The organism is Pseudomonas sp. H1_F01 (genome assembly GCF_054681425.1).
In genome coordinates this window covers 2,644,093-2,670,079 of record NZ_CP162823.1, presented here as the reverse complement: position 1 = coordinate 2,670,079, position 25,987 = coordinate 2,644,093, and the positions used below count along the sequence as shown (strand labels likewise).

27 protein-coding genes are annotated in these 25,987 nt (G+C 62.9%); 14 read left to right on the top strand and 13 right to left on the bottom strand.

Annotation, left to right across the window (positions count from 1 at the left end):
• The first annotated feature begins 20 nt into the window (after positions 1 to 20).
• The 3 genes from AB4O09_RS12375 (at position 21) to AB4O09_RS12365 (ending at position 3,463) form a co-directional block, all read left to right on the top strand.
• Positions 21 to 971, top strand: a complete 951-nt coding sequence (locus tag AB4O09_RS12375; protein WP_003203270.1) for a TAXI family TRAP transporter solute-binding subunit — start codon at positions 21 to 23, stop codon at positions 969 to 971.
• A gap of 81 nt (positions 972 to 1,052) precedes the next feature.
• A complete protein-coding gene (locus tag AB4O09_RS12370; protein ID WP_003203272.1) occupies positions 1,053 to 3,080 on the top strand; it encodes a TRAP transporter permease in 2,028 nt (675 codons plus the stop codon).
• On the top strand, positions 3,077 to 3,463 hold the full coding sequence (locus tag AB4O09_RS12365; RefSeq protein ID WP_027912007.1) for a DUF1850 domain-containing protein: 387 nt from the start codon (positions 3,077 to 3,079) through the stop codon (positions 3,461 to 3,463). The genes AB4O09_RS12370 and AB4O09_RS12365 overlap by 4 nt, the downstream gene beginning before the upstream one ends.
• Positions 3,464 to 3,623: 160 nt before the next feature.
• Here AB4O09_RS12365 and AB4O09_RS12360 read toward each other — a convergent pair whose 3' ends face one another.
• Positions 3,624 to 4,715, bottom strand: coding sequence for an SMP-30/gluconolactonase/LRE family protein (locus tag AB4O09_RS12360; protein ID WP_003203277.1), 1,092 nt, complete (start codon positions 4,713 to 4,715; stop codon positions 3,624 to 3,626).
• A 97-nt stretch (positions 4,716 to 4,812) separates the two neighbouring features.
• Complete coding sequence (locus AB4O09_RS12355) at positions 4,813 to 5,943, bottom strand: sensor histidine kinase (protein ID WP_003203281.1); 1,131 nt, start codon at positions 5,941 to 5,943, stop codon at positions 4,813 to 4,815.
• Positions 5,944 to 6,367: 424 nt separating this feature from the next.
• On the opposite strand from AB4O09_RS12355, the gene AB4O09_RS12350 reads away from it, so the two are divergent.
• Positions 6,368 to 7,333, top strand: coding sequence for an EamA family transporter (locus tag AB4O09_RS12350; protein ID WP_027912006.1), 966 nt, complete (start codon positions 6,368 to 6,370; stop codon positions 7,331 to 7,333).
• Positions 7,334 to 7,513: 180 nt separating this feature from the next.
• Positions 7,514 to 8,374, top strand: coding sequence for a CAP domain-containing protein (locus tag AB4O09_RS12345; RefSeq protein ID WP_060613974.1), 861 nt, complete (start codon positions 7,514 to 7,516; stop codon positions 8,372 to 8,374).
• A gap of 48 nt (positions 8,375 to 8,422) precedes the next feature.
• Here AB4O09_RS12345 and AB4O09_RS12340 read toward each other — a convergent pair whose 3' ends face one another.
• The 4 genes from AB4O09_RS12340 to ggt are packed head-to-tail and all read right to left on the bottom strand — an operon-like array spanning position 8,423 to position 12,629.
• Positions 8,423 to 9,055, bottom strand: coding sequence for a Vgb family protein (locus AB4O09_RS12340; protein WP_003203291.1), 633 nt, complete (start codon positions 9,053 to 9,055; stop codon positions 8,423 to 8,425).
• Positions 9,056 to 9,089: 34 nt separating this feature from the next.
• Entirely contained in the window at positions 9,090 to 10,316 is a 1,227-nt protein-coding gene (locus AB4O09_RS12335) for a helix-turn-helix domain-containing protein (protein ID WP_426385514.1), read from the bottom strand.
• Between the two features lie 11 nt (positions 10,317 to 10,327).
• Positions 10,328 to 10,861 (bottom strand): cysteine hydrolase family protein, encoded by a 534-nt coding sequence (locus AB4O09_RS12330; protein WP_003203296.1) that lies wholly within the window; start codon positions 10,859 to 10,861, stop codon positions 10,328 to 10,330.
• Positions 10,862 to 10,901: 40 nt separating this feature from the next.
• Positions 10,902 to 12,629, bottom strand: a complete 1,728-nt coding sequence (ggt, locus tag AB4O09_RS12325; RefSeq protein ID WP_003203297.1) for a gamma-glutamyltransferase — start codon at positions 12,627 to 12,629, stop codon at positions 10,902 to 10,904.
• Between the two features lie 164 nt (positions 12,630 to 12,793).
• Between ggt and AB4O09_RS12320 the strand changes: the two genes are divergently transcribed.
• Positions 12,794 to 13,225: a GNAT family N-acetyltransferase gene (locus AB4O09_RS12320; RefSeq protein WP_460108267.1), complete on the top strand. Its 432-nt coding sequence runs from the start codon at positions 12,794 to 12,796 to the stop codon at positions 13,223 to 13,225.
• A gap of 47 nt (positions 13,226 to 13,272) precedes the next feature.
• On the opposite strand, the gene AB4O09_RS12315 is transcribed toward AB4O09_RS12320, so the two are convergent.
• The gene (locus AB4O09_RS12315; protein ID WP_013693699.1) at positions 13,273 to 13,623 is read right to left on the bottom strand and encodes a hypothetical protein; all 351 of its coding nucleotides are present in this window, start codon (positions 13,621 to 13,623) and stop codon (positions 13,273 to 13,275) included.
• Between the two features lie 141 nt (positions 13,624 to 13,764).
• Here AB4O09_RS12315 and AB4O09_RS12310 point away from each other — a divergent pair, with 141 nt between their 5' ends.
• The 8 genes from AB4O09_RS12310 (at position 13,765) to AB4O09_RS12275 (ending at position 17,981) form a co-directional block, all read left to right on the top strand.
• Positions 13,765 to 14,025: a hypothetical protein gene (locus AB4O09_RS12310; protein WP_003203303.1), complete on the top strand. Its 261-nt coding sequence runs from the start codon at positions 13,765 to 13,767 to the stop codon at positions 14,023 to 14,025.
• A 2-nt stretch (positions 14,026 to 14,027) separates the two neighbouring features.
• On the top strand, positions 14,028 to 14,363 hold the full coding sequence (locus tag AB4O09_RS12305) for a DUF6388 family protein (RefSeq protein ID WP_003203305.1): 336 nt from the start codon (positions 14,028 to 14,030) through the stop codon (positions 14,361 to 14,363).
• 147 nt (positions 14,364 to 14,510) lie between these two features.
• A complete protein-coding gene (gene tusD, locus AB4O09_RS12300) occupies positions 14,511 to 14,903 on the top strand; it encodes a sulfurtransferase complex subunit TusD (RefSeq protein ID WP_013693700.1) in 393 nt (130 codons plus the stop codon).
• Positions 14,903 to 15,265 carry a sulfurtransferase complex subunit TusC gene (gene tusC / locus AB4O09_RS12295; protein WP_460108264.1) on the top strand — a complete coding sequence of 121 codons (363 nt, stop codon included), beginning with the start codon at positions 14,903 to 14,905 and terminating at the stop codon, positions 15,263 to 15,265. The genes tusD and tusC overlap by 1 nt, the downstream gene beginning before the upstream one ends.
• Complete coding sequence (tusB, locus tag AB4O09_RS12290) at positions 15,265 to 15,558, top strand: sulfurtransferase complex subunit TusB (RefSeq protein WP_003203312.1); 294 nt, start codon at positions 15,265 to 15,267, stop codon at positions 15,556 to 15,558. Before tusC ends, tusB begins: the two co-directional genes overlap by 1 nt.
• Complete coding sequence (locus tag AB4O09_RS12285) at positions 15,555 to 15,890, top strand: TusE/DsrC/DsvC family sulfur relay protein (protein WP_003203314.1); 336 nt, start codon at positions 15,555 to 15,557, stop codon at positions 15,888 to 15,890. The genes tusB and AB4O09_RS12285 overlap by 4 nt, the downstream gene beginning before the upstream one ends.
• Entirely contained in the window at positions 15,887 to 16,888 is a 1,002-nt protein-coding gene (locus AB4O09_RS12280; RefSeq protein WP_003203316.1) for a glycosyl transferase family protein, read from the top strand. The genes AB4O09_RS12285 and AB4O09_RS12280 overlap by 4 nt, the downstream gene beginning before the upstream one ends.
• Positions 16,889 to 16,976: 88 nt before the next feature.
• Positions 16,977 to 17,981, top strand: coding sequence for a glutathione S-transferase family protein (locus AB4O09_RS12275; RefSeq protein ID WP_043042963.1), 1,005 nt, complete (start codon positions 16,977 to 16,979; stop codon positions 17,979 to 17,981).
• A 119-nt stretch (positions 17,982 to 18,100) separates the two neighbouring features.
• Here AB4O09_RS12275 and cysG read toward each other — a convergent pair whose 3' ends face one another.
• From cysG to AB4O09_RS12245, 6 genes are all read right to left on the bottom strand, one after another.
• Positions 18,101 to 19,495: a siroheme synthase CysG gene (gene cysG, locus AB4O09_RS12270; RefSeq protein ID WP_003203321.1), complete on the bottom strand. Its 1,395-nt coding sequence runs from the start codon at positions 19,493 to 19,495 to the stop codon at positions 18,101 to 18,103.
• Positions 19,496 to 20,776, bottom strand: a complete 1,281-nt coding sequence (serS, locus tag AB4O09_RS12265; RefSeq protein ID WP_003203323.1) for a serine--tRNA ligase — start codon at positions 20,774 to 20,776, stop codon at positions 19,496 to 19,498.
• Positions 20,777 to 20,791: 15 nt separating this feature from the next.
• The gene (crcB, locus tag AB4O09_RS12260; protein WP_003203325.1) at positions 20,792 to 21,166 is read right to left on the bottom strand and encodes a fluoride efflux transporter CrcB; all 375 of its coding nucleotides are present in this window, start codon (positions 21,164 to 21,166) and stop codon (positions 20,792 to 20,794) included.
• Positions 21,163 to 22,488 (bottom strand): replication-associated recombination protein A, encoded by a 1,326-nt coding sequence (locus tag AB4O09_RS12255; protein ID WP_003203328.1) that lies wholly within the window; start codon positions 22,486 to 22,488, stop codon positions 21,163 to 21,165. The genes crcB and AB4O09_RS12255 overlap by 4 nt, the downstream gene beginning before the upstream one ends.
• Before the next feature lie 270 nt (positions 22,489 to 22,758).
• Positions 22,759 to 23,382: an outer membrane lipoprotein chaperone LolA gene (gene lolA, locus AB4O09_RS12250; protein ID WP_003203330.1), complete on the bottom strand. Its 624-nt coding sequence runs from the start codon at positions 23,380 to 23,382 to the stop codon at positions 22,759 to 22,761.
• Positions 23,383 to 23,439: 57 nt separating this feature from the next.
• Positions 23,440 to 25,845 carry a DNA translocase FtsK gene (locus tag AB4O09_RS12245; protein ID WP_003203332.1) on the bottom strand — a complete coding sequence of 802 codons (2,406 nt, stop codon included), beginning with the start codon at positions 25,843 to 25,845 and terminating at the stop codon, positions 23,440 to 23,442.
• Between the last annotated feature and the right edge of the window lie 142 nt (positions 25,846 to 25,987).

The window sequence follows — 25,987 nt, the reverse complement described above, 5'->3', positions numbered from 1 at the left end:
AACAAGACGGAGAGGTCCCCATGCGAGTCAACAAGCGCTTCACCCTCCTGGCCGCCGCGGCAGCCCTGGTGGTCAGCACCACGGCCCAGGCAGCCCCGGTGTATATCAACATCCTGACGGGGGGCACCAGTGGGGTTTATTACCCGATCGGGGTCGGGCTGTCGCAGATCTACAGCAGTGGTATCCAGGACGCCAAGACATCGGTGCAAGCCACCAAGGCCTCGGTGGAAAACCTCAACCTGCTGCAAGCCGGTCGTGGCGAGCTGGCCCTGGCCCTGGGCGACTCGGTGGCGGATGCCAGGAACGGTGTGGAAGACGCCGGTTTCAAGGCACCGTTGACCAAACTGCGCGCCATCGCTGGCGCCTATCCCAATTACATCCAGATCGTCGCCAGCCAGGAGTCCGGCATCAAGACATTGGCCGACCTCAAGGGCAAGACCGTTTCCGTCGGCGCGGCAAAATCCGGCACCGAACTCAATGCCCGGGCGATCTTCAAGGCCGCAGGGCTGACCTACCAGGACATGAAGGTCCAGTACTTGCCGTTCGCCGAGTCGGTGGACTTGATCAAGAACCGCCAACTGGATGCCACACTGCAGTCCTCCGGCCTGGGGATGGCGGCCATTCGTGACCTGGCCTCGACCATGGCGCTGAGCTATGTATCGGTGCCCACCGATGTGGTGGAGAAAATCGCTAACCCGGCCTATCAAAGCGCAATGATTCCGGCCAACACCTACGACGGCCAGACCGACGCCGTACCGACCGTGGCCATCACCAACATCCTGGTCACCCGCGAGGACGTGCCGGATGAGGTGGCGTACCAGATGACCAAGCTGCTCTTCGAGAACCTCACTCGCCTGGGCACTTCCCATTCGGCGGCCAAGGACATCACCTTGAAAAACGCCGCGAAAAACCTGCCGATCGCACTCCACCCCGGTGCCGAGCGCTACTACAAGGAAGTGGGCGCGCTGTAACACCCTACGCATCAACGGCGCCCGTCGCCGTTGATGCATCGTGTTTTCGCCCCTTGAATGTGAACAGAAGGCAGGCACCTCATGAGTGAAGACCAGCACGGCATCGCCACGGACCCGCGGGACTGGCCCAAGACACTGTTTTACGTGGCCTTGCTGTTTTCAGTGTTCCAGATCGTCACCGCCGCGTTTTCTCCAGTCTCCAGCATCGTGCTGCGGGCGGTGCATGTCGGCTTCCTGCTGTGGGTGGTGTTCCTCAGCTACCCGGCCTATGGCAAGCAGCGTCCCTGGCAGCCCCTGGCCTGGGTCCTGAGCCTGGGGAGCGTGGCGACGGCGCTCTATCAATGGGTGTTCGAAGCCGACCTGATCCAGCGCTCTGGCGACCTGACCACCGCCGACATGATCATCGGCGTGATCCTGATCGTGCTGGTCTTCGAAGCCGCCCGGCGGGTGATGGGCATCGCGCTGCCGATCATCTGCGGCCTGTTCCTGGCCTATGGCCTGTTCGGCGAATACCTGCCGGGGGATTTGGCCCATCGCGGCTATGGCGTCGATCAAATCATCAACCAACTGTCATTCGGCACCGAAGGCTTGTACGGCACGCCGACCTACGTGTCGGCCACCTATATCTTCCTGTTCATCCTGTTTGGCGCCTTCCTGGAAAAGGCCGGCATGATCAAGCTGTTCACCGATTTCGCCATGGGCCTGTTCGGCCACAAACTGGGCGGGCCGGCGAAAGTGGCGGTGGTGTCATCGGCGCTGATGGGCACCATCACCGGCTCAGGCATCGCCAACGTGGTCACCACCGGGCAATTCACCATCCCGTTGATGAAGCGCTTCGGCTACAAGGCCGCGTTTGCCGGCGGTGTGGAAGCGACTTCCAGCATGGGCAGCCAGATCATGCCGCCGGTAATGGGCGCGGTGGCCTTCATCATGGCCGAAACCATCAATGTGCCGTTCGTTGAAATCGCCAAGGCCGCATTGATACCCGCGTGCCTGTACTTCGGCTCGGTGTTCTGGATGGTTCACCTGGAAGCCAAACGCTCCGACCTCAAGGGCCTGCCCAAGGACCAGTGCCCCAGCGCCTGGGGCGCGGTCAAGGAAAACTGGTACTTGCTGATCCCGCTCGGGGTGTTGGTCTACCTGCTGTTTTCCGGACGCACACCGCTGTTTTCCGGCATGGTGGGCCTGGCATTGACAGCCATCGTGATTCTCGGCTCGGCGATCATTCTCAAGGTCTCGAACTATGCTTTGCGCTGTGCCTTCTGGATCGCCTTGGGGCTGCTGTGCGTCGGTTTTTTCCGGTTGGGCATCGGTGTCGTGTTCGCGGTGATCGGCGTGTTGGTGGTGGTCTGCTGGTTCATGCAAGGCACGCGGGAAACCCTGGTCATCTGCCTGCACGCGTTGGTAGATGGCGCGCGTCATGCCGTTCCAGTGGGGATCGCCTGCGCCTTGGTAGGCAGCATCATCGCCGTGGTCTCGCTGACCGGCGTGGCCTCCACTTTTGCCGGCTACATCCTCGCCATCGGCAGGGACAACCTGTTGCTGTCGCTGATCCTCACCATGCTCACTTGCCTGGTGCTGGGCATGGGCATCCCGACCATTCCCAACTACATCATCACCAGCTCGATCGCCGCGCCCGCCCTGCTGGAACTGGGCGTGCCGCTGATCGTGTCGCACATGTTCGTGTTCTATTTCGGCATCCTCGCCGACCTGACCCCACCGGTGGCGCTGGCCTGTTTCGCAGCCGCGCCCATTGCCCGGGAAAGTGGCCTGAAGATCAGCTTCTGGGCGGTGCGCATCGCCCTCGCCGGTTTCGTCATTCCGTTCATGGCGGTCTATAACCCGGCACTGATGCTCCAGGGCGACAACCTGTGGATGACCGCGTACATGCTGATCAAGACGTTGTTGGCCGTCGGGCTTTGGGGCATGGCGTCCACCGGCTATCTGCAACAGAAGATGCCGGTCTGGGAGCGCCTGTTGTGTTTTGCGGCTGGCGCGTTGCTGGTGGTGGCCCTGCCGCTGACCGACGAGATTGGCTTCGTGCTGGGTGGGCTGCTGATTTTCCAGCACATCTGGCGCTCGCGGCGTGCCGGACGGGCCTTGGCGTGATCGGGCTGTGTCTGGGCCTGTCCGGCGTGGTCTGGGCCCAGCTTCCCGTTGCCGATTTCACGCTGGCATGGAACCACACCATCGAAAAGATCCGCTGGGAGGAAGATTATCGCGTGACCGCACAAGGGTTGGTCCTGGGTGAAGCCAGGGTCAGAGGCAATGGCGCGGGCATGGAGATTCCCGAAAACGCCCGACTGGAAAATGGCAGTTGGCACTACCAACGCCAGATGCCGCCGCTGCAACCGCTGAGGCTGGGCCGTACGCCGCAGGCCGGCGATTATCAAGTGTGCTTCGATGGCACTTGCCGGCCGATGAGCCATTGGTTGGGGCCGCCGACAGAGGGCCAGCCGACCGTGGAGCTATGGAGTTGCGGACAATCCTGAACCCATCAGAGGATACTCACTGAACACACCCTTGTGACTAGGCCGTGGGAGCAAGGCTTGCCCGCGATACAGGCGACTCGATTTCTGAAAGACCGCATCGCCTGTATCGCGAGCAAGCTTTGCTCCCACAGTATCCTCGCCACAATGGAGAACCGCTCAATCAGGCAAACGTCGCCCCCCGTGTATTCACGAACAGCGAATACAGCGAATGGCTGCCGGCCATGAACAACCGATTGCCTTCCCGCCCTCCGAAGCAGACGTTGGGGCAGCGCTCCGGCAGGGAGATGTGCCCGATGGCTTTGCCTTCAGGGTTGAACACTCGCACACCGTCGAGTTTTTCCAGGTCGGCCTTGGGGTCGCCATTGCCGCCCCAACCGCACCAGAGGTTGCCGCTCTCGTCGCACTTGATTCCATCGATCGCCGCGTAATCCAGGCCTTCGATGTGCTTGCGCCGCTCCCCCAGCGTGCCATCGTCCTTGACCGTGATTGCCCAGATCAAGCGGTTGGGCTTGGCCCGGCCTTCGACCACGTAGAGGATTTTCTCGTCCGGGGAAAAACACAACCCGTTCGGCCCCGCCAGGTCGTCGATCACCCGGCTGACCTTGCCGGTTCCGCCGTCGATGCGATACACCGCGTGGGGCTGGGCGGGGGTGACTTTGTGTCCCTCGTAGTTGTTGCCGGTCTGGAACGGCGGGTCGGTGAACCAGACCGAGCCATCACGCTTGCACACGATGTCGTTGGGCGAGTTCAGCGGCTTGCCTTCGAAACTGTCCGCCAGCACGGTGATAGTGCCGTTGTGCTCGGTGCGAGTGATGCGTCGGCCTTCGCTGGCGGTGGTGGAGCCTTCGCACACCAGCAGCCGGCCCTGGCGATCGCGGCACATGCCGTTGGAGAAGTTGGAATTCTCGCGGTACACCGACAGGCTGCCGGTGATTTCATCCCAGCGCACGATGCGGTTGTTGGGAATGTCGCTGACCAGCAGGTAACGACCGTCACCGACCCACACCGGCCCTTCTGCCCAACGCAGACCGGTGGCGAGTTTCTCCACGCTGGCGTTGAAGATGCGCAAGTCCATGAAGCTGGGGTCAAGGATATTGATCAGCGGGTCCGGGTAACGCTGGCTCAAGGGTTCGGCCTGGGCGAGCCCTGGCAGATTGCCAAGGGCGGCGGCAGCGGCCGAGACCACCAGGGATTTTTTCAGGAATACCCGGCGGCCCTGATCGGCGGCGGTTGCAGATTGCGAAGCATCCATCGGTGCGTCTCCGTTAATTATTATTGGACGGGACGACAGTTTTACTACGTGATAAGACATCGTACAAGTATGTGAATATGCTCTTGCGGACAGTCGATCAGGCCGGGTTCAGCGGTATACGAACGGTAAATGTCGTGCCGACTTGCGCCTCCGAGTGGACCTTGATGGTGCCCTGATGGGCCGATACGATCGCCGAAGCGATGTGCAGGCCAAGTCCGAGCCCAGCCGTGGAACCGTACTGCATTTCACCGCTGCACAGACTTCGGACCATTGGGTTGAAGATGTTGGCAATGGCCTCTTTCTCGATAGGCTTGCCCTGGTTGTTGATCGCAATCACGGCCATATCCTTTTCCACGCTCAACGAAACAGTCACCGGCGTGCCTTCGGCACCATGCTGGACGGCGTTGCCAATCAGGTTGGCAAATACTTGCTCCATGCGGGCGGGATCAAACCGCGCCTCCAGGGCACCGGTCGTTTCAAAGCGGATTTCGCTTTCCGGGTGATAGGCCCGCGCCTCCTCCACCATGCCTTCGCAGGCGGCCACCAGATCGCCGTTGAAACGCTGCACCGGAATGCCCGAGCCGAGTTGGGTACGGGTGAAATCCAGCAGATCGCCGACGATTTTGTTGGCCCGCTTGACGCTGGTGTAGATACGCGAAGTTATCTTGGTGGCCTTGGCGGGCAGGTCCCCCGCCCGCAGCAGCACTTCGGAACTCAGCAGGATCGCGCCCAAGGGGCTGCGCAGGTCATGCCCCAGAATCCCGAGAAAGATGTTGCGCGACGCATCCACCGCCCCCGAGTAACTGACGACGGACTCGGCCAAGGCCTGGTCCACGGCCTCGTTGAATCGAATCAGATCGTCCATGACCTGTTTGTGATCCAACTGCGTGTGCGGCATCCAGAGCATGAGCACGCTGGTGCGCAGGGCCCGGTATTCGGAGACCATTTGTTCCACGGTGAAACCCGAGGACTGGCGGATGACCGCATGGGTTTCGGCGGCGGTTTCGGCATCCGCCGTCGGGGCCTCCCCGTGGGACTTGGCAATTGCCTCCTTGCGCGTTTGCGAGGTGCGCAGGTCAGCGGCGATGGTGCGCAGCATCTGCTCGGCATGGTCGCGCAGGGCCACGGAATCCATGCCAATGGATGCGGGGGTGATGGTTTTGGCGAAGTCTTCCCACGCCTGAAGAATCGGCTCGATATTGTCGAGAATGAAATCGGCCAGGCGCATGAGTTTTTCCGCAAGAAGGGCGATGCTGTAAACGACACAGCGGCCAGGTTTGTTGTACAGCAAAGCACCGGATAATGTGCGTAATGCTGTTCATTTTGATATTCCGCTGTGTTTTTTTTGGGGGGTGTATATCCGTTTCTGCGGTAACGGCGGCTGGCGGTTCCGCCCTTACGGCGGGTCACTTTCGACTGGGCCGGCTTCCGGGCTTTTCGAAAGTGACCCGCCGTAAAGGCGGAACCCTAAGTAGCCGTTACCGCAGAAACGGATATACACGCCAAAGCAACTAAATACCGAGCGTACAGCCCTGCCGACCTTGTCCCTTGCACCCCACGAGGTAAAAACCTTACAGTCGTACGACAACCTATAACTAAAAACAGCCGATCCAGGACCTTTTGCCTTGGCGGCCGCCATAGAGACACCTGCCATGACTCGCCCCATCGCTGCACCTGACACCCCCACGCCGTTACCCCGCCACCTCGCGGTGCTCGTCCTGCTATGCATGGGCTGTGCCTTCGCCGGCAACCACGTCGCCGCGCGGGCCGCGTTCGATGACGGTGCCGGTGTGCTGCTGGCGATCTTGCTGCGCTCGGGCGGGACGCTGCTGGTGCTGGCTGCGATGGTGCTCTGGCAACGACAGAGCCTGCGCCTGCCGCCCGGTGCGTGGCGCTGGCAATTGGCACTGGGGCTGTTGATCGGCGCCCAGAGCCTGTGCCTGTACTCCGCCGTGGCGCGGGTTCCGGTGGCGTTGGCGCTGTTGGTAGGCAACGTGTTTCCGATCCTGCTGGCTTTGCTGACCTGGGCCCTGGGCGGGCCACGCCCGACGGCGCGCACCGCCGCGTTGATGGGCATGATCCTGGTGGGGCTGGTGTTCGTGCTGGAAGTGCCGGCGCGGTTATCGTCTGGGCAAGGCGTCGGCCCGCAATGGCTGCTGGGGGTGGGTTTGGCCTTTTGCGCTGCTTGCGCCTTTGCCTGCGCACTGTGGATCACCGATCACAAGTTGTCCCAGGTACGCGGCTCGGTCCGCAGCCTGCTGACGATCTTCATCGTCTTCAGCAGCGTCAACCTCGCCGGCCTGACCGGTGCCCTGCCCGGCGGTTTCGACCTGCCAGCCAGCAGCACCGGTTGGTTCGCCCTGGCGACCCTGGTGGTGCTCTACGGCACCGGCTTCACTGTGCTGTTCATTTCCGTGCCCCGCCTGGACATGCCGCGCAACGCCCCGGTGATGAACATCGAACCGCTGGCCACGCTGCTGATCGGCTGGCTGGTGCTGGACCAGATGCTCAACCCGGGCCAGGTGATGGGTGGCGCGATTGTGGTGACGGGCATCGTGCTGCTGACCTATCGCAAGGTCGAACGGGTCAAGGTGCCTGTGGCTGAAACGGCGAATTGAACCCACTGAACACAGTTGTGCCAGCCCGCAGATACTCTTCGCCTTCCTGAAACTTGTTTCAAAACCGACAGTCCTACCCCAGCCGTGAAAACCCCGCCGATCTGCAGCGACGGGTTTTCCAGCTGATCGGCGCCAAGCCTGGCGCTAAAGCACCTCCCCCCTTCTTGAGCCGTTCGCCCCATGCGCCACCCTGTTCGCTCTTGCCGTTTCGTTTCGCTGTGCTTGCTTGCCCTGTTTCCCTTATTTGCCAGCCCCGCCCATGCCCGCGGCGAAAGGCAGCTGGTGGACGCCATCAACGATTTCCGCAGCCAGTCGCGCCGCTGTGAATGGCGCACGGTGCGTGCCACCCAGCCACTGGTACTGCGTTCGAGCCTGGGCTTGCCGATGGGCTTTCGCGGTGGCCTGCGGGAAACCTTGAAAGACGCCGGCTATCAAGCCCGGGCTGTGCGCAGCATCCGCCTGACCGATGCGCGGGACGCCGAAGAAGCCTTCGACATGTTGGCCGACGAACATTGCGCAGCGCTGCTGGACAACCAGTACGCCGACATCGGTGTCAATCGGGTCGGTGATGAATGGCGCGTGGTGCTGGCGCAGCCCATGGCTGGCACACGGATGAGCGACGCGGGTGCGTCGGACAAGTCGCTGCTGGCCCAGGTCAACGCCGCCAGGGCCAAGCCACGGATGTGCGGGCGCCAGCGCTTTGCGGCGGCCCGGCCGCTGAGCTGGAACGCCGCGTTGGGAACCGCCGCCCAAGGCCACAGCCGGTCGATGGCCCGCGAGAACTATTTCGCCCATCGCGATCCGGACGGTCGCTCCTCTTCCGATCGCGCCAAGAGCGCCGGCTTTCGCGGACGTAAACTGGGCGAGAACATCGCCGCCGGTCAACGCTCGCCGAGCCAGGCCATGCAAGACTGGCTGGACAGCCCGGGGCACTGCGCCAACCTGATGAACCCGATGTTCACCCAGATGGGCGCAGCTTCCGCCAGCGATTCGCGCAGTGATGCGGGGGTGTACTGGACGATGGTGCTTGGTGCGCCGTGATGTGACGGACACCTTTGTGGCCAGGGAGCTATGGCAAATCTGCGCCTCTCACGCCGGCCGACGAACCGCCCTCACCTTGCCACTGCCACCGCCGCCACAGAAAAACCGGTCGGCCCCGTCGGACTCCAGCCCCGACACACCGGTCCCGGGTGGCATCGTCACGCTTTCCAGCACTTGCGCCGTTTGCGGATCGATACGTCGCAGGTCGCTCTCGTCGTTTTCCCAGGTGCCGTGCCAAAGCTCTCCATCGACCCAGGTCACGCCCGTGACAAAGCGGTTGGATTCGATGGTGCGCAGGACCCTTCCGTCGGCGGGATCGATCTGCAGTATCTTGCGCGCCTTGTACTGACCGACCCAGAGCGATCCTTCGGCCCACGCCAGGCCGGAATCATCACCGCTGTTGGGGGCCGGAATCGTCGCCAATACCTGACCGGTGCGTGGATCGATCTTGCGGATGCTGTCGCCGGCAATCTGGAATAAATACTCACCGTCGAACGCCGTGCCCGCATTCGCCGGGACATCGAGCGAATGCACGGTCTGGCCACTGGCGGGATCGAGGGCATGCAACTTGTCGCCTGAAGCGAACCAGACGCGCTCGCCGTCATGGCTCACGCCATGCACGCAATCGACGCCCGGGAAAGGACCGTATTCACGCAGGATCTGTGCCTCTGAACGTTTCATCTCACTCGCCTCATCAGTGGGGTGTGACTGCAGCCTAATCCTCCGATGGCAGCGCAGTGAGTAACAATACCGTCGCGAATCCAGGCATCGGTGGCGCCAACCAGCGACGGGCCCTGGCGCGCCCGAACGACTGCGCCTTACCGGCGGCGGCCAGTGTCTCCAAGGCCCGTTGCACGCTACGCTGACTGATGTCCAGCGCCAGCGCCAGGGCTGAACTGGACCAGGCTTCACCGTCGGCCAGCAATGCCAGCACCGCTGCGTAGGGCTCCTCGACGACTCGCGCCAGCACCTCGACCTCGTCGGCATGTCGCGGCACCAGGGTAAAACCGCGCTGGGTTGCCCTCACGTCAGCCAACGGACGAAGCGTGGCACGCAACCGCCCCATCTCGACCCGCAGCCGGGCGCGATGGGATTCATCCGTCAGTTTCAAGCCGAAGGCCTGGGTCATGAGCGTTTCCCTTGGCACGTCGCCAGGCCAGGCTTGAGCCAGCCCTCGCGCCAGGGCGAACAATACCGGACGCCGGGCAAGGCTGACCTGAATGCCGGCGCCGCTGATCCCATAGCGGCACGCGTCCACCACCAACGCCGGCCCGGCCAACAGCGCTTGCACTTCTTCCAGCAGGAGCAAGCGCTCCTGGCCTCGGGCGATCAGCCGCGCTGCGGGTGTGCGCAGTAGCCGCCAGGCGCTTTCAATTTCGGCGCTCAGCGCGCCGATTCCCGCTTGCCCTGCGGCTTGCCCGGCCCGTTCGAGGGCGGCGCGGGCGGCCTGTGTTTGCAACCGTCGCATGGCGATTCCCGCAGCCACTAACTCGCAAGCCGCCCGTGATGCCAAGGGCAGGCAGGCAAGCTCCAGGTCAACGAGCCTGCGTTCGGCCTCGTCGAGCCGACCGATCAACAGCAGCCGCCGGATTTCGATCGTGTGGGCGTGCGCAACGTTCGCCCGGTCGTCGTGGGTTTCGAGCACCGCCCGCGCGGCGTCGAGGCGCTTCATCGGCCAAGCCAGGTCACGGGACGCCAGGGCGATTTCGCCTTCGGCGACCACACAACGCGCCCGTGCCACGGCCTCCTTGGGCCCGAAGGCCGCGCCCGCCCGACGCATCAGGGCCCTGGCCCGAACCAGATCCCCCAACTGCGCCATGGCAATGCCGCGAAGTGCGAGGGCCGGGGCATCGTTGCGCAGCGCGACGCGATTGAGCGCAGCGACAGGGTCCCCCGCCGCCAGTGCTCGCGCCGCTGCGGTGATCAGAGGGTCAGCTGTCATCGGTCTTGGGGTCAGAGGCGGATGTCGGCAGCCGGCACCACGTCGATCCGCGATACCGCACTGCTCAGCCGCCCCAATCGGTTGTTGTGATTGGCGATGATCTGCTCAGCCGCCATGCTGCCGTTGTCCACCGTGGAGTGGGCATCGGCCGCCAAAACCACGTCGTACCCCAGGGCATGGGCTTGGCGCACGGTAGCGTTGACGCAATAGTCGGTTTGCAACCCGCAGACCACCAGGCGGTCGATGCCTCGGGCCTGCAACAACGGTTGCAGGTCGGTCTGGTAGAAGGCATCGGGGGTGGTCTTGCGCACCCGCAGGTCATCGGCAGCGGTCAGCAGGTCGTCGGCCAGTTGCCAGGCGGCAGAACCATACGTCAGCGAGCCTTCCAACTCTTCGTGCTGGATCAGGATCACCGTCAAGCCCAGGGCCCGGGTTTTGGCCGCCAGTTCGTTGATGGTCCGGATGATGCGCTGGCTGTCGAAGCATTCCTCTTCGCCTGAGCACAGCGCGTTCTGGACATCGATGATCAGCAATGCGGTGTTCATGACCTTCCCTCTTCAAACAATATCGCAGCCGCGCGATAACTCAATACCCCAGCGACAACCCAGTGTTGCGACGGGGGTCGTTGGCGCCATAGAAGCGGTTCTTGCCCACCGGTTTGCCACCCAATGACGGCGCACCGACCAGGATCGCGGCAATGTGGTTGGGGTCCTGCGGGCCGGCAAACTTGTGCCCCCAGCTCTCCAGCAGCTTGCGGGTATCCGGGCTGGCCGCAAAAGTCTCCAGGTTGGTTTCCTCCGGCATCCACTGTTGGTGGAAACGTGGGGCGTCGACAGCCTCCTGGAGGTTCATGCCGTAGTCGATCACATTGAGGATCGTCAGCAACGTCGCGGTGATGATCCGGCTGCCGCCCGGGGTGCCGACCACCATGACCGTCTTGCCGTCCTTGGTGACAATGGTCGGGCTCATGGATGACAGCGGCGCCTTGCCCGGCGCGATGGCGTTGGCTTCGCCCTGCACCAGGCCATACATGTTGGGCACGCCGACCTTGGCGGTGAAGTCGTCCATTTCATCATTGAGAATCACCCCGGTCTTGCTTGCCATGACACCGGCACCGAACCAGTCGTTCAGGGTGTAGGTGACCGAAACGGCATTGCCCCACTGGTCGACGATGGAGTAATGGGTGGTGTTGCTGCCCTCATGGGGCGCCACGCCGGGCTTGATCTTCTGCGAGTCGCCGGCCTTTTGCGGTTCAATCGCCGCCCGCAGTTTGGCGGCGTAGTTTTTATCCAGCAGATGGTCGATGGGGTTCTTCACGAAGTCCGGGTCCCCCAGGTAACTGTTGCGGTCCACGTAGGCGTGGCGCATGGCTTCGATCTGATAGTGCATGCCCTGGGCCGAATGGAATCCCAGGTCCTTCATCGGATAGCCGTCGAGGATGTTCATGATCTGGCACAGCACCACCCCGCCGGAACTGGGCGGCGGCGCCGAGATGATGTGGTAGCCGCGGTAGTCACACTCCACCGGGGCCAGCTCGCGGGTCTTGTATTTGTCCAGGTCGGCCTGGGTGATGATGCCTTTGTTGGCCTGGCTGGAGGTGACCAGGGCATCGGCGACCCAGCCCTTGTAGAAACCGTCGGCACCCTTGGCGGAGATTTCCCGCAGGGTCTTGGCGAGGTCTTTTTGTACCAGTTTCTGGCCGACCTGCATGGGCTCGCCGTTGTGCAGGAAGATCGCCCCGGAGTCACGCATGTCCTTCTTGAACACATCGGTGGCGGTTTCCAGCAGATCGACATCGCCCTGCTCCAGGGTAAAGCCTTCCTCGGCGAACCTGATGGCCGGAGCGATCAGCTCCGCCCGCGGTTTACTGCCGTATTTCTTCAACGCCAACTCCATGCCGGAGACGGTGCCGGGCACGCCCACGGCCAGGTGTCCGCGGGTGCTGAGGTCGGGGACGACGTTGCCATCCTTGTCCAGGTACATGTTGGCCGTGGCGGCCAGGGGCGCTTTTTCGCGGAAATCCAGGAACGTCTTGCGGCCATCGGCCATTTGCAGGGTCATGAAGCCACCCCCGCCCAGGTTACCCGCCGCCGGATACACCACCGCCAGGGCATACCCCACCGCCACCGCCGCATCCACGGCATTGCCGCCGCTCTTGAGCACATCGACACCCACGTGGGTCGCCAGGTGCTGGGCGGTGACCACCATGCCGTTCTCGGCGGCCACTGGCGCCTGGGAGGCGGCCTGGGCATACAAACAGCTGAGGGTCAGGGTGGTGGCAATGAGGGTCCGGGCAAAGGATTCGAACTTCATGAGTCGGCCTCTTCTTGTTTTAAAAAGTCGGGGATCGCATCAAGCAACTAGCTAGTATGGCCTGGTTTGCGTAATGCGCCTGTTCTCCCGTCCACCGGGTGACGCCACGGTAGCCTTTGAGATAGGCTCCTGCGGTTCATCTTGACTGCATAAGGACATCGCCGATGACGCTGCGAATCGAACGCACGGATACACCCACCGACCAGGAACGCCAGGCCATCCTCGCCCCGCTACGCGCCTATAACACGGCCCAGACCGGTGGAAGTGCACCTGAACTGGTGGCCTGGCTGGTGCGGGACGAACAGGGCGACATTGTCGGCGGGCTGTATGGTCGAGTGTTTTTTCGCTGGCTGTATATCGAGCTGCTGGTGGTGCCGGAACAGGCCCGGGGCCAGGGCACGGGCTCGACCCTGATGCAGATGGCCGAAGAACTGGCCCGGGAGAAAAACTGCGTGGGCATCTGGCTGGACACCTTCGACTTCCAGGCGCCGGAGTTCTACCGCAAACACGGCTTCACGGAAATCGGCCAGATCGACGACTACCCGCCAGGCCACCAGCACTTCTTCTTCCAGAAGCGCCTGACGCCTACAGATTGAAACGCAAACCCTGTGGGAGCGAGCTTGCTCGCGATCGGCCTATCTGCTTAAAGACACGTCGCCAACGCCGCCAACCGGCGCTTGGCCACGAAGTCGTCATGCTTGGCGTAATAACTCAACTCGGTGCCTGTCGCACCGGCATGCAGATCGACAAACGATTCGGCAGAGCGGGTGTAGACCGTCGAGCCGCCCTTCTTGCCCGGTTGCAGGTAGGCGCCGGCATCGACACCAAACACCGCTTCGTCCTGCCAGGAGAACTGCACACACTGGGCCACGACCTGTTCGGGTTTGTCCGAGGTCAGGGTCTTGTAAGGGGCCTGGGTCCGGGCCTCGTTCATCGCCGAACCCGCGCAGCCGGCCAGCAAGGTTGCGGCCAGGGCCACGGTCAACATTCGCATTGCGTTCACTCATCAAGAAAAAAACGGACTGTAGCACTGCGGCCCGGGCCTTCGTGCTGCTTTACTGAAATTTACACGGGACATCGGCCTGCGATTCGCGCACCCTGTCGCGCCATTGCCACCAGCCACGCGGAACACTCCATGACCCCCAACGCCGAATTCTACAAACCCACCGCCGAATACGCCGACAAACTGATCAGCCAGATCGGCCAGACACCGTCCTGGATCGCCAAGCGCCTCGGCGTCACCGACAAGCGGATTCGCTACATCCTCGACGGCGAACGCACCGTCAAGGGCGAAACCACGCCGATCCAGATGACCTACACCGAACAATTCGCCCTCGAATGCCTGGCGGCTGCGGCCAAGGCCAGCAAGAAGCAGTCTGCATCCCCCAAGGAGTGACCATGGCGGCAACCGAACAGCAACACGAACGAGCCCTGGAAAAATTCCTCGACGAGCGCCCCGAGCTGCGCGTCGAGCTGGACCACCTCAACCCGCTGCTGGCCCAGGCCAAGGGCGAGACTGCCGCGCAGTACCGCGCCGAGCGGTTGCATGAAGCCTTCGAAGCCGAGGCCGAGCGCCTGGGCCTGTTTGCCTGGGAACTGACCCTGCAACTGACCGCCGCTTCACCCCAGGACTACCAGGCCCAGCGCCTGGAAGTGCACAAGGAGGTGGCGGAGATGGCGGGGATGGAATGGGCGGAGTATTGCGAGTTGCATGGCCTCAAACTCCAGGACTGAGCACTTTCCCTGTGGCCTGTAGGAGCTGCCGAGCAGGAGCATTCTTTAAATGCCCCTGAACCAAACAGGTCTCGCCCCCTTCCCTGGCAATCGCCCCACCGCCCATAAAGCTTTATCATGGCCGCAGTTCTGCTGATCGGGTCTGTCATGAAGTTCGCCATCGCGCTGTTTTCCGCCGCCCATGCGCCCTCCTCGCGCCGTGCCTTGCTGTTTGCCCAGGCTGCGCTGGCGGGCGGGCATGAGATCGTGCGGCTGTTTTTCTATCAGGACGGCGTCTATAACGCCTGCGCCAGTGTCGTCACGCCCCAGGACGAACAGGACCTGCCCCAGCAATGGCGAACCTTTGTCAGCGACAACCAGCTCGACGGCGTGGTCTGCATCGCGGCGGCGTTGCGTCGTGGGGTGTTGAACGAGGAAGAGGCCCAGCGCTACCAGCGTTCGGCGGCCAGTGTCGAGGCGCCCTGGGCCTTGTCCGGGCTGGGCCAGTTGCACGATGCGATCCAGGACGCCGACCGTTTGATCTGCTTTGGAGGCGCGTGATGGCCAAGTCTTTATTGCTCATCAGCCGCCAGGCCCCATGGTCCGGCCCCGCCGCCCGTGAAGCGCTGGACATCGTCCTGGCCGGCGGTGCATTCGACCTGCCGATCGGCCTGCTGTTTCTCGACGATGGGGTGTTCCAGCTCACCGCCGGCCAAAACGCCAAGGCGGTCCAGCAAAAGGACCTGAGCGCCAACCTGCAGGCGTTGCCGATGTTCGGCGTCGAGGACCTGTTCCTCTGTGCCGACAGCGCCGACGAACGGGGTATCGCCACTGATACCCTGGCGCTGGGCGACGTGAAAGCTCTGACCGCGCCGCAAATCGCCGCGCTCATTGACCGTTACGACCAGGTGATCACCCTCTGATGTCGACTTTGCATGTGTTGTCTCATTCGCCCTTCGGCGATAACCGCCTCGCCAGTTGCCTGCGGGTACTGGGCAATCAGGATGCGCTGCTGCTGTGCGGCGACGCGACGTACGCGTTGCAACCGGGCAGCCCACCGTTTGAGGTGCTGCAGGCCGCTGGGGTGAACCTGTTCGTGCTCGCCGAAGACCTCCAGGCCCGCGCCCTGGACACGCCAGACTGGGCCGAAGCCATCAACTACTCAGGTTTCGTCGAGCTGTCGATCGAGCACGACAAGGTCAACACCTGGCTATGAAGACGCTGAACGTGGGCGACCGCGCCATCGCGCTGGACAAGGACGGCTACCTGGCCGACCTTGACGACTGGTCGGCCGAGGTCGCCACGGCCCTGGCAACCGCCGAAGACATCGAGCTCGGCCCCGAACACTGGGAAATCCTCGAACTGCTGCGCGGCTTCTATAACGAATTCCAGCTCTCCCCCGCGACCCGGCCGCTGATCAAGTACACGGCACTGAAACTGGGCGCGGACAAAGGCAATAGCCTGCACCTGAACCGATTGTTCAAAGGCACTCCCGCCAAACTCGCCGCCAAACTGGCGGGCCTGCCCAAACCGACGAATTGCTTATGACCGACTTCCCATCGCTGACCCTTGAGACCCCGGCCGAACACCCGTTCGCCCAGTTCGTGCGCATCCTTGGCAAAGGCAAGCGCGGTGCCCGCAACCTGACCCGCGAAGAAGCCCGCGAAGCCATGGGCCTGGTGCTCGACGAAAAGGTCGAGGACACCCAGCTTGGCGCCTTCCTGATGCTGCTGCGACACAAGGAAGAAAGTGCCGAGGAGATGGCCGGTTTCACCGAGGCCCTGCGTGAACGCCTGGTAGTCCCGGCGTTGGCGGTGGACCTCGACTGGCCGACCTACGCCGGCAAGAAACGCCATTTGCCGTGGTACCTGCTGGCGGCCAAGTGCCTTGGGCAGAACGGCGTGCGGATTTTCATGCACGGCGCCGGCGCTCATACGGCAGGTCGGCTCTACACCGAACAATTGCTGGGCTTGTTGCAGATCCCACTGTGCCGGGATTGGCAGCAGGTCGGCAGCGCGCTGGACAACGGCGGCCTGGCCTTCATGCCGCTGGTGGACTGGGCGCCGCAGATGCAGCGGATGATTGACCTGCGCAACACCCTGGGCCTGCGCTCGCCGATCCACTCCCTGGCACGGATCCTCAACCCGCTGGCCGCCCGTTGCGGCTTGCAAAGCATCTTCCACCCGGGCTATCAGGCCGTGCACCGCGATGCCAGCGGCTTGCTCGGTGATACCGCCATCGTCATCAAGGGCGACGGCGGCGAGATCGAAATCAACCCGGACGCCGACAGCCACTTGTACGGCACCACCGGCGGCGTCAGTTGGGACGAAGAATGGCCTCGATTGGCCGAGCAGCGCCACGTCAAACCGGAAAACCTCGATCCCGAGCACTTGAAGGCGATCTGGCGTGGCGACGTCGAGGACAGCTACCCACAACTGGCGCTGATCGCCACCATGGCCCTGGCCTTGCGTGGCCTGGGCCTGGCGCGCGAAGAAGCGTTCGACAAAGCCCGGCAGTATTGGGATGCCCGGGATCGTTCGATTTAACCGATCATTAGCGCCCAACCTTTGCGCTTTTACTCCGAACCTATCGGAATAGACTCGCCTCCAACGTTTATTGGCCGAGGAGATCGAGATGGGTTTGTTAGTCGAGGGCCGCTGGCAGGATCAGTGGTATGAAAGCAAGGACGGCACCTTCCAGCGCGAACAGGCGCAACGCCGTCACTGGGTGACTGCCGACGGCAGCGCCGGCCCTTCGGGCGACAGCGGTTTTGCCGCCGAGGCCGGGCGCTACCATTTGTACGTGTCCCTGGCCTGCCCCTGGGCGCACCGCACGCTGATCTTGCGCAAGCTCAAGGGCCTGGAAGACTTGATCGATGTGTCGGTGGTCAGCTACCTGATGTTGGAAAACGGCTGGACCTTCGACAAGACCCACGGCTCCACTGGCGACAAACTCGACAACCTGAGCTTCCTGCATCAGCGCTACACCGCCGACACGCCGGACTACACTGGCCGCGTTACCGTGCCGGTGCTGTGGGACAAACGCCAACAACGCATCGTCAACAATGAATCGGCGGAAATCATCCGCATGTTCAACAGTGCCTTCGACGGCTTGACCGGCAACGACCTGGACCTGTATCCCGAACACCTGCGCCGCGATATCGACGCCTTGAACGAGCGGATCTACCCGGCGGTGAACAACGGTGTGTACCGTGCCGGATTCGCCACGACCCAAGCCGCGTATGAAGAAGCCTTCGACCGGCTATTTGCCGAACTGGATTGGCTGGAGGCGTTGCTGGCAACCCGCCGTTACCTGGCTGGCGAATACCTGACCGAGGCCGATATCCGCCTGTTCACCACGATCATCCGCTTCGACGCGGTGTACTTCGGCCACTTCAAATGCAACCTGCGGCGCATCGCCGATTATCCGAACCTGTCGAACTGGCTACGGGAGTTGTACCAGTGGCCAGGCATTGCCGAGACCGTGGATTTCGCCCACATCCAAGGCCATTACTACGGCAGCCACAAGACCATCAACCCCAATGGGATCGTGCCCAAGGGGCCGAAGCAGGACCTTACGGTCGCCCATGATCGGGGAAGGTTGAGCGGGAAAGGGATTTGGCGTGGGGCTGGGGATTGAACCTGGGTTTTCGCTGTATTTGAGGGCCTCATCGCGAGCAAGCTCGCTCCCACATTGGACTGTATTCAAACACGGTCCACTGTGGGAGCGAGCTTGCTCGCAATCGGGACAACACGGTTTCAGACCTGGCCTTGAGCCCCTTCAAACCACGCCAGCTTCTCGCGCAACTGCACCACTTCCCCAACAATCACCAGGGTCGGCGCATGCACTTCGTGCTCGGCCACCAGCCGTGGCAAGTCCGCCAAAGTGCCGGTAAATACCCGCTGGTTGGACGTCGTGCCCTGCTGGATCAACGCCGCTGGCGTATCCGCCGCACGGCCATGCTTGATCAGCTCGCTGCAGATCATCGGCAGGCCGACCAAGCCCATGTAGAACACCAGCGTCTGGGCCGGAGAGACCAGGTCGGCCCATGGCAAGTCGCTGGTGCCGTCCTTGAGATGGCCGGTGATGAAACGCACCGATTGGGCGTAGTCGCGATGGGTCAGCGGGATTCCAGCGTAGGCCGCGCAACCACTGGCCGCGGTGATGCCCGGGACGACCTGGAACGGGATGCCATGGGCCGCCAGCTCTTCGATCTCCTCGCCGCCGCGCCCGAAGATGAACGGATCACCGCCCTTCAACCGCACCACGCGCTTGCCTTGGCGAGCCAGGTCCACCAATTGCTGGTTGATCTGGTCCTGGGGTACGGCATGTTCGGAACGGCGCTTGCCGACGTAGATGCGCTCGGCGTCGCGCCGGCAGAGCTCCAGGATCGCCGGTGCCACCAGGCGGTCGTACAGCACCACGTCCGCCTGTTGCATCAAGCGCAAGGCGCGGAAGGTCAACAGGTCCGGATCGCCCGGCCCGGCGCCCACCAGATAAACTTCGCCCGGCGCGTCCGGCGCCTGGCCATCGATTTTTTCCCGCAGCAGGCGCTCGGCTTCAGCGCCCTGCCCGGCCAGTTGCCGGTCGGCGATAGGACCCTGGAACACTTCTTCCCAGAACGCCCGTCGTTGCTGCACATCGGGAAACAAGCCTTTGACCTGGCTGCGAAAACGCGCCGCCAGCCCAGCCAACTGCCCGTAGGTCGACGGAATCCAGGTTTCCAGCTTGGCCCGGATCAGCCGCGCCAGCACCGGCGCGTCGCCGCCGCTGGACACCGCGATCACCAACGGTGAGCGGTCGACGATCGCCGGGAAGATCACGCTGCACAGCGCCGGCGCGTCCACCACGTTGACCGGCACACAACGCTTATGAGCGTCAGCCGAGACCTGGGCATTGAGCGGTTCGTCGTCGGTAGCGGCAATGATCAGCCCGCAACCGTCCAGGTCCGTTTCAAGGTAACCGCGCTGGAGGCACTCGCCGCCGCTGCCACTGACCAGTTCCCGCAACTGCGGTTCGATGTCGGGTGCGACCACCCGCAGCAACGCGCCGGCATCGGCCAGCAGGCGGGACTTGCGCAAGGCAATCTCCCCACCGCCGACCACCAGCACGCGGCTGCCGCGCAGGTTGTGGAACAGTGGCAAATAGTCCATTTAGCCGATGACCTCGATGCCGCCCATGTAGGGCTTCAACACTTCAGGCACACGGATCGAACCGTCGGCCTGCTGGTAGTTTTCCAGCACCGCCACCAGGGTACGCCCCACCGCCAGGCCAGAGCCATTGAGGGTGTGGACCAGTTCCGGCTTGCCGGTTTCCGGGTTGCGGAAACGCGCCTGCATGCGGCGGGCCTGGAAGTCGCCGCAGTTGGAGCACGAGGAAATCTCGCGGTACTTGTCCTGGCTCGGGATCCAGACTTCCAGGTCATAGGTCTTGACCGCACTGAAGCCCATGTCGCCGGTGCACAGCGCCAGGGTGCGATACGGCAGTTCCAGCAGCTGCAAGACCTTCTCGGCGTTGGCGGTCAGGCTTTCCAGCGCTTCCATGGACTTCGAAGGCTCGACGATCTGCACCATCTCGACCTTGTCGAACTGGTGCTGGCGGATCATGCCACGGGTGTCACGGCCCGACGCCCCGGCTTCACTGCGGAAGCACGGCGTGTGGGCAACGAACTTGATCGGCAGTTGCTTGGCGTCGACGATTTCGCCGGCCACGATGTTGGTCAGCGACACTTCGGCGGTCGGGATCAGGTACAGGTCTGCCTCGCCTTCGCGGCTGATCTTGAACAGATCTTCCTCGAACTTCGGCAACTGGCCAGTGCCTTGCAGGGCCGGGGCCTGGACCAGGTACGGCGTGTAGGCTTCTTCGTAGCCGTGCTCGGTGACATGCAGGTTGATCATGAACTGCGCCAGGGCCCGGTGCAGGCGGGCAATCGGCCCGCGCAGCAAGGCAAAACGGGCGCCCGACAGCTTGGCGGCGGTTTCGAAGTCGAGCCAGCCGAACTTCTCGCCCAAGGCCACGTGGTCCTGCACCGGGAAATCGAAGGCTTTCGGCGTGCCCCAACGGCGCACTTCGACGTTGCCCTCTTCGTCTTCACCGACCGGCACCGATTCGTGAGGCAGGTTCGGGATGCCCAGCAGGATCGAATCCAGCTCGGTCTGGATCGCGTCCAGCTCGACCTTGCCGGCGCTCAATTCGCCCGCCATGCGCTCGACATCAGCCATCAGCGGCGCGATGTCTTCACCGCGCTGCTTGGCCTGGCCGATGGACTTGGAGCGCGCGTTACGTTCAGCCTGCAGGGCTTCGGTGCGGGTCTGGACGGTCTTGCGCTGTTCTTCCAGCGCTTCGATGCGCGCGACGTCCAGGGCAAAGCCACGGGATGCCAGGCGGTCCGCTACGTCCTGAAGGTTGCTACGTAACAGTTTGGAATCGAGCATGTCGGTCTCTCGTTATCAAAGTTTGGTCAAGGACAGGCCAGCCCAGGTGGCGAGCAGCCCGCCGAATACGCTGATGGCCGCATAGCCCAGGGCCAGCGGCACTTGCCCGCTTTCCAGCAAGCGCACCGTATCCAGTGAAAAGGATGAAAAGGTCGTCAGGCCGCCAAGAAAGCCGACGATCAGGCCCGCACGCACCTCGATAGGCACTTCCGGGCGCATCAAAAACAGACCGTATAGAACACCGATCAGCAGACAGCCCAAGATATTAACGGCCAGCGTCGCGGTATAGAAGTGCCGCGGCCAATTTGCGTTGATCCAGTTGCCGGTCGCGAAGCGCACCAACGTACCCGCAACGCCACCGGCGGAAACTGCAAGAATCAAGGGGATCAAGGTTTTCTCCGCTGCCGTGGACTCAAGCGGTCCAGTTGCGCCAAGTGGTTGAGCTTCTCGCCGATCTTCAGCTCCAGGCCACGAGGCACCGGCTGATAGAAGCGCTGGGGTTCGAGTTCATCGGGAAAATAGTCTTCGCCGGCGGCATAGGCGTCCGGCTCATCGTGGGCGTAACGGTATTCTTCGCCGTAGCCCAGCTGCTTCATGAGCTTGGTCGGCGCGTTGCGCAGGTGCAGCGGCACCTCGAGGGAACCGTGCTCGGTAGCGCTGCGCATCGCCGCCTTGAAACCCATGTACACGGCGTTGCTTTTCGGCGCGCAGGCCAGGTAGGTGATCGCCTGGGCCACGGCAAGCTCGCCTTCCGGGCTGCCGAGGCGCTCCTGCACGTCCCAGGCCGCCAGGCACAGGCTCAGGGCCCGCGGGTCGGCATTACCGATGTCTTCGCTGGCCATGCGCACCACCCGCCGCGCCAGGTACAGCGGATCGCAGCCGCCGTCGATCATGCGCGCAAACCAGTACAAGGCCGCGTCGGGGTTGGAACCGCGGATCGATTTGTGCAGCGCCGAAATCTGGTCGTAGAACGCCTCGCCGCCCTTGTCGAAGCGCCGACGGGTGTCACCCAGCAGGCTTTGCAGCAGCTCGACGCCGATCTCGCTGTCGTCTTCGGCCAGGTCCGAGGCGTTTTCCAGCAGGTTGAGCAAGCGCCGGCCATCGCCATCGGCGGCTGAAAACAGGATCTGGAAGCCTTCATCGCTGAGGCTCAGATGCCGCTTGCCCAGGCCGCGCTCCTCGGTCAGCGCGCGATGCACCAACTTGCGCATCGCCGCCTCGTCGAGGCTCTTGAGCACATAGACCCGCGCCCGCGACAGCAAGGCGTTGTTGAGTTCGAACGAAGGGTTTTCGGTGGTCGCGCCGATGAAAATCAGCGTGCCGTCTTCGACGTAGGGCAGGAATGCGTCCTGTTGGGACTTGTTGAAACGGTGGACTTCGTCGACGAACAGGATCGTGCGCTTGCCGTATTGCCCGGCCTGCTGCTTGGCCACTTCCACCGCCTGGCGGATCTCCTTGACCCCGGCCAGTACCGCCGACACCGTTTCGAAATGGGCGTCCGAGACTTCCGCCAGCAGTCGCGCCAGGGTGGTCTTGCCCACGCCCGGCGGGCCCCAGAAGATCATCGAGTGCAACGCACCCTGCTCCAAGGCCTCGCGCAGAGGCTTGCCGCGGGCGAGCACATGCTCCTGGCCGACGTACTCATCCAGGTTGGTCGCGCGCAGGCGGGCGGCCAAGGGCTGGGCAATCGGGGCGCTTCGAAACAGGTCCATCACTACTTATGCAACCTCCACTGAATCCTGGTGCCGATGATCTCTGCCGGAGCAGATCTGTGGGAGCAGATCTGTGGGAGCAGATCTGTGGGAGCAGATCTGTGGGAGCAGATCTGTGGGAGCAGATCTGTGGGAGCAAGGCTTGCCCGCGATTGCATCGCCTCGGTCTACCAGATACACCGAGGTGCCTGTATCGCGGGCAAGCCTTGCTCCCACAGACCAATTCCCACAGACCATTCCTACAGGTCATTTCCCACAGGGGGTCTTGGTTTATTCCTGGATCACGTCCGCACCCTTGGGGATATCGAACTTGAACTTGGACGCGGCGATCGGCTCGTTGGCCTTGACCCCGGTGAACAGGATATTGGTGCGCTGGCCAACACTGTCGATCAGTTGCATGTCGTTGACCAGGCCGTTACGGAACGACAGGCGCAGACTGTCGAACAGGCTATCCTTGGTCTTGGGCTTGAGGGTGAAGTCAATCACGCCACCGGCCTCCTTGGAGGTGATCTCGAAGCTCTGGCTGATCTCGGAAATGTCACCGGAGAGCAGCAGCGCCGGCGTCTGGGTCAGGCGCTGGTCGAGGGTCTTGATGGTCACCTGCTCCAGGTCCGGGTCCCACAGGGAAACTTTCTTGCCATCAGAGACCATCAATTGCTCGGCTGGCGCATCGGTGTGCCAGTAGAACAGGCCTGGACGCTGCAGGGCCATGTCGCCAGCGGTTTCCTGCAACTGGGTACCACTGCCATCGAGAGTCAACTGGGAGAAACGCGCGGTCAGGGTCTGGGAGCCTCCCAGCAATTGGGTCAGGCGAGCCACGTCCTTTTCGCCGGCGTGGGCCGACAAAGTAGACAAGGCCAGTACGGGCAACAGCAACATGCGAATCAGGCGCATGGGAGTCCTCATGAAGTCGTGGGGGTCGAGCGGTCTGTCAGCAGGCCGCCCGGGTCGTTAGTCGCGCATCGGGCCCGGCGCCAGTACTTCGCGCGAGCCGTTGGTGTTCATGGCCGTCACCACCCCGGCCATTTCCATGGCTTCGATCATGCGGGCGGCGCGGTTGTAGCCAATCTTCAGCTTGCGCTGAACGGCAGAAATCGAGGCCCGGCGGCTTTCCAGGACGAATTGCACCGCTTCGTCATAGAGCGCATCGGTTTCAGCATCGTCGTCACCGCCGCCGCTGCTGCCCTCGAAACCGCTGCCGGCTTCTTCGACACCGTTGAGGATGTCGTCGTTGTATTCAGGAGCGCCACGCAGTTTCCAGGCCTCCACCACGCGGTGCACTTCGTCGTCGGAGACGAACGCGCCATGCACACGGATCGGCAGGCTGGTGCCCGGCGGCATGTAGAGCATGTCACCGTGACCAAGCAGCTGCTCGGCACCGCCCTGGTCGATGATGGTCCGCGAGTCGATCTTGCTCGACACCTGGAACGCCATGCGGGTCGGGATGTTGGCCTTGATCAGGCCGGTGATCACGTCCACCGACGGCCGCTGTGTGGCGAGGATCAGGTGGATACCGGCCGCACGGGCCTTCTGGGCAATACGGGCGATCAGCTCTTCGACCTTCTTGCCGACGATCATCATCATGTCGGCGAATTCGTCCACCACCACCACGATGGTCGGCAGCTTGTGCAGCAGCGGCGCTTCGTCGTGGATATTTTCGCGGTGATACAGCGGATCGCTCAACGGCGTACCGGCCTCTTCGGCTTCCTTGACCTTGGCATTGAAGCCCGACAGGTTGCGCACGCCCATCTTCGCCATCAGCTTGTAGCGGCGCTCCATCTCGGCGACGCTCCAGCGCAAGGCGTTGGCGGCGTCCTTCATGTCGGTGACCACCGGGCAGAGCAGGTGCGGGATGCCTTCGTAGATCGACAGCTCGAGCATTTTCGGGTCGATCATGATCAGCTTGGCGTCTTCGGGACCTGACTTGAACAGAATCGACAGGATCATCGCGTTCACGCCCACCGACTTACCGGAACCGGTGGTACCGGCCACCAGCAGGTGGGGCATTTTCGCCAGGTCAGTGATGACCGGCTTGCCGCCGATGTCGTGGCCCAGGGCCAGGGTGACCGGCGACTTGTGGTTGTCGTACTCAGGCGTCGACAGCACTTCGGAGAAGCGCACGATCTGCCGGTCTTCGTTGGGAATCTCGATGCCCACGGTGGTCTTGCCGGGAATCACTTCCACCACCCGCACGCTGGTCACGGCCAGGGAACGCGCCAGGTCTTTCGCGAGGTTGGAGATGCGGCTGACCTTCACGCCGGCGGCCGGCTGGATTTCGTAGCGGGTGATGACCGGGCCCGGGTGAATCGAGTCCACCGAGACCTCGACGCCGAACTCCTTGAGCTTGATCTCCAGCAAATGGCCGACGGCCGCCAGGGATTCGGGCGAGTAGTTGAGCTGTTTCTTCTCGGCCGGGTCCAGGATCGAGATCGGCGGCAAGGTGCCTTCCACCGCGCTGTCGACGAACAGCGGCGCCTGTTTCTCTTTCTGGACGCGCTTGCTTTGCTCGGGCGGCTTGGCCGGGGCCATGGTGATGACCGGCGGCACCTGTTTCTCGCGATCGGACATGTGCTTGCTCAACGCCTGCTCACGCTCGATCAGGCGCTCCTTGACCTTGGCCTGCTCGCGCTTGTCCGGCGTCGTCGGGGCTACCACGTCGTGGACACGGTCGTCGACTTCACGCAGTTGCGCCACCAGTTGCTTGCGCTCGGTGCGCGCCGCCCACCAGCGATTCATGGCGCCCTGGATCAGCTCGATCAGGTCGAGGGTGATCTTGCCGGTGACGTCCATGACCTTGAACCATGACAGGTCGGTGAACACCGTCAGGCCGAACAGGAACAGGGCGATGAACAGCAGCGTGCTGCCCTGGATGTTCAGGGCGTTCCTGGCCAGGTCGCCGAGGCTTTCCCCCAGCGCCCCGCCCGCCCCGGCCGGCAAGCCGGTGGGCGCGTGGAAATGGATATGGGCCAGCGCGGCCCCCGACAACACCAGGAACACCAGGCCGATCAGGCGCCAGGAGAACAGCCAGCCGCTCCACTGCCACGGCTCGTGGCGCTGGCGGAAGATCTGATAGGCCTTGATCGCCAGCAGCAGCGGGAAGATGTAGGCGAAATAGCCCAGCACCATGAACAGGATGTCGGCGCTGTAGGAACCGGCCGGACCGCCGAAGTTCTGCACGTCGTCGATCTTGCTGTTATGGCTCCAGCCCGGATCGTCCTTGCCGTAGGTCAGCAGGGCCATCATCAGGAACAGGCACAGGGCGCCGATGGCGATCAACGCACCTTCCTTGAGCCGGTAGTGCAATTGCTGGCGCCAGAGCGGAACGACTGGTTTGGGTGCTGCGGTGGATTTCTTCAAAACGCTTCTTTTCCTGCGCCAACGGCGCGTCCATCTGTTGAATGACTATAAAAAACTGCCCATGACGAGCAGGTAAAAAAGTGAATGTGCACAACCGGTACTACTTTTACCACTGTGGGGTGCATCCAGAAAACCGCAGGTG

Excerpts from the sequence above, each read along its gene's own strand:
- AB4O09_RS12375 (WP_003203270.1), top strand. The coding sequence starts at position 21 with ATGCGAGTCAACAAGCGCTTCACCCTCCTGGCCGCCGCGGCAGCCCTG.
- AB4O09_RS12370 (WP_003203272.1), top strand. The coding sequence starts at position 1,053 with ATGAGTGAAGACCAGCACGGCATCGCCACGGACCCGCGGGACTGGCCC.
- AB4O09_RS12360 (WP_003203277.1), bottom strand. The coding sequence starts at position 4,715 with ATGGATGCTTCGCAATCTGCAACCGCCGCCGATCAGGGCCGCCGGGTA.
- AB4O09_RS12355 (WP_003203281.1), bottom strand. The coding sequence starts at position 5,943 with ATGCGCCTGGCCGATTTCATTCTCGACAATATCGAGCCGATTCTTCAG.
- AB4O09_RS12350 (WP_027912006.1), top strand. The coding sequence starts at position 6,368 with ATGACTCGCCCCATCGCTGCACCTGACACCCCCACGCCGTTACCCCGC.
- AB4O09_RS12345 (WP_060613974.1), top strand. The coding sequence starts at position 7,514 with ATGCGCCACCCTGTTCGCTCTTGCCGTTTCGTTTCGCTGTGCTTGCTT.
- AB4O09_RS12340 (WP_003203291.1), bottom strand. The coding sequence starts at position 9,055 with ATGAAACGTTCAGAGGCACAGATCCTGCGTGAATACGGTCCTTTCCCG.
- AB4O09_RS12335 (WP_426385514.1), bottom strand. The coding sequence starts at position 10,316 with ATGACAGCTGACCCTCTGATCACCGCAGCGGCGCGAGCACTGGCGGCG.
- AB4O09_RS12330 (WP_003203296.1), bottom strand. The coding sequence starts at position 10,861 with ATGAACACCGCATTGCTGATCATCGATGTCCAGAACGCGCTGTGCTCA.
- ggt (WP_003203297.1), bottom strand. The coding sequence starts at position 12,629 with ATGAAGTTCGAATCCTTTGCCCGGACCCTCATTGCCACCACCCTGACC.
- AB4O09_RS12320 (WP_460108267.1), top strand. The coding sequence starts at position 12,794 with ATGACGCTGCGAATCGAACGCACGGATACACCCACCGACCAGGAACGC.
- AB4O09_RS12315 (WP_013693699.1), bottom strand. The coding sequence starts at position 13,623 with ATGCGAATGTTGACCGTGGCCCTGGCCGCAACCTTGCTGGCCGGCTGC.
- AB4O09_RS12310 (WP_003203303.1), top strand. The coding sequence starts at position 13,765 with ATGACCCCCAACGCCGAATTCTACAAACCCACCGCCGAATACGCCGAC.
- AB4O09_RS12305 (WP_003203305.1), top strand. The coding sequence starts at position 14,028 with ATGGCGGCAACCGAACAGCAACACGAACGAGCCCTGGAAAAATTCCTC.
- tusD (WP_013693700.1), top strand. The coding sequence starts at position 14,511 with ATGAAGTTCGCCATCGCGCTGTTTTCCGCCGCCCATGCGCCCTCCTCG.
- tusC (WP_460108264.1), top strand. The coding sequence starts at position 14,903 with ATGGCCAAGTCTTTATTGCTCATCAGCCGCCAGGCCCCATGGTCCGGC.
- tusB (WP_003203312.1), top strand. The coding sequence starts at position 15,265 with ATGTCGACTTTGCATGTGTTGTCTCATTCGCCCTTCGGCGATAACCGC.
- AB4O09_RS12285 (WP_003203314.1), top strand. The coding sequence starts at position 15,555 with ATGAAGACGCTGAACGTGGGCGACCGCGCCATCGCGCTGGACAAGGAC.
- AB4O09_RS12280 (WP_003203316.1), top strand. The coding sequence starts at position 15,887 with ATGACCGACTTCCCATCGCTGACCCTTGAGACCCCGGCCGAACACCCG.
- AB4O09_RS12275 (WP_043042963.1), top strand. The coding sequence starts at position 16,977 with ATGGGTTTGTTAGTCGAGGGCCGCTGGCAGGATCAGTGGTATGAAAGC.
- cysG (WP_003203321.1), bottom strand. The coding sequence starts at position 19,495 with ATGGACTATTTGCCACTGTTCCACAACCTGCGCGGCAGCCGCGTGCTG.
- serS (WP_003203323.1), bottom strand. The coding sequence starts at position 20,776 with ATGCTCGATTCCAAACTGTTACGTAGCAACCTTCAGGACGTAGCGGAC.
- AB4O09_RS12255 (WP_003203328.1), bottom strand. The coding sequence starts at position 22,488 with ATGGACCTGTTTCGAAGCGCCCCGATTGCCCAGCCCTTGGCCGCCCGC.
- lolA (WP_003203330.1), bottom strand. The coding sequence starts at position 23,382 with ATGCGCCTGATTCGCATGTTGCTGTTGCCCGTACTGGCCTTGTCTACT.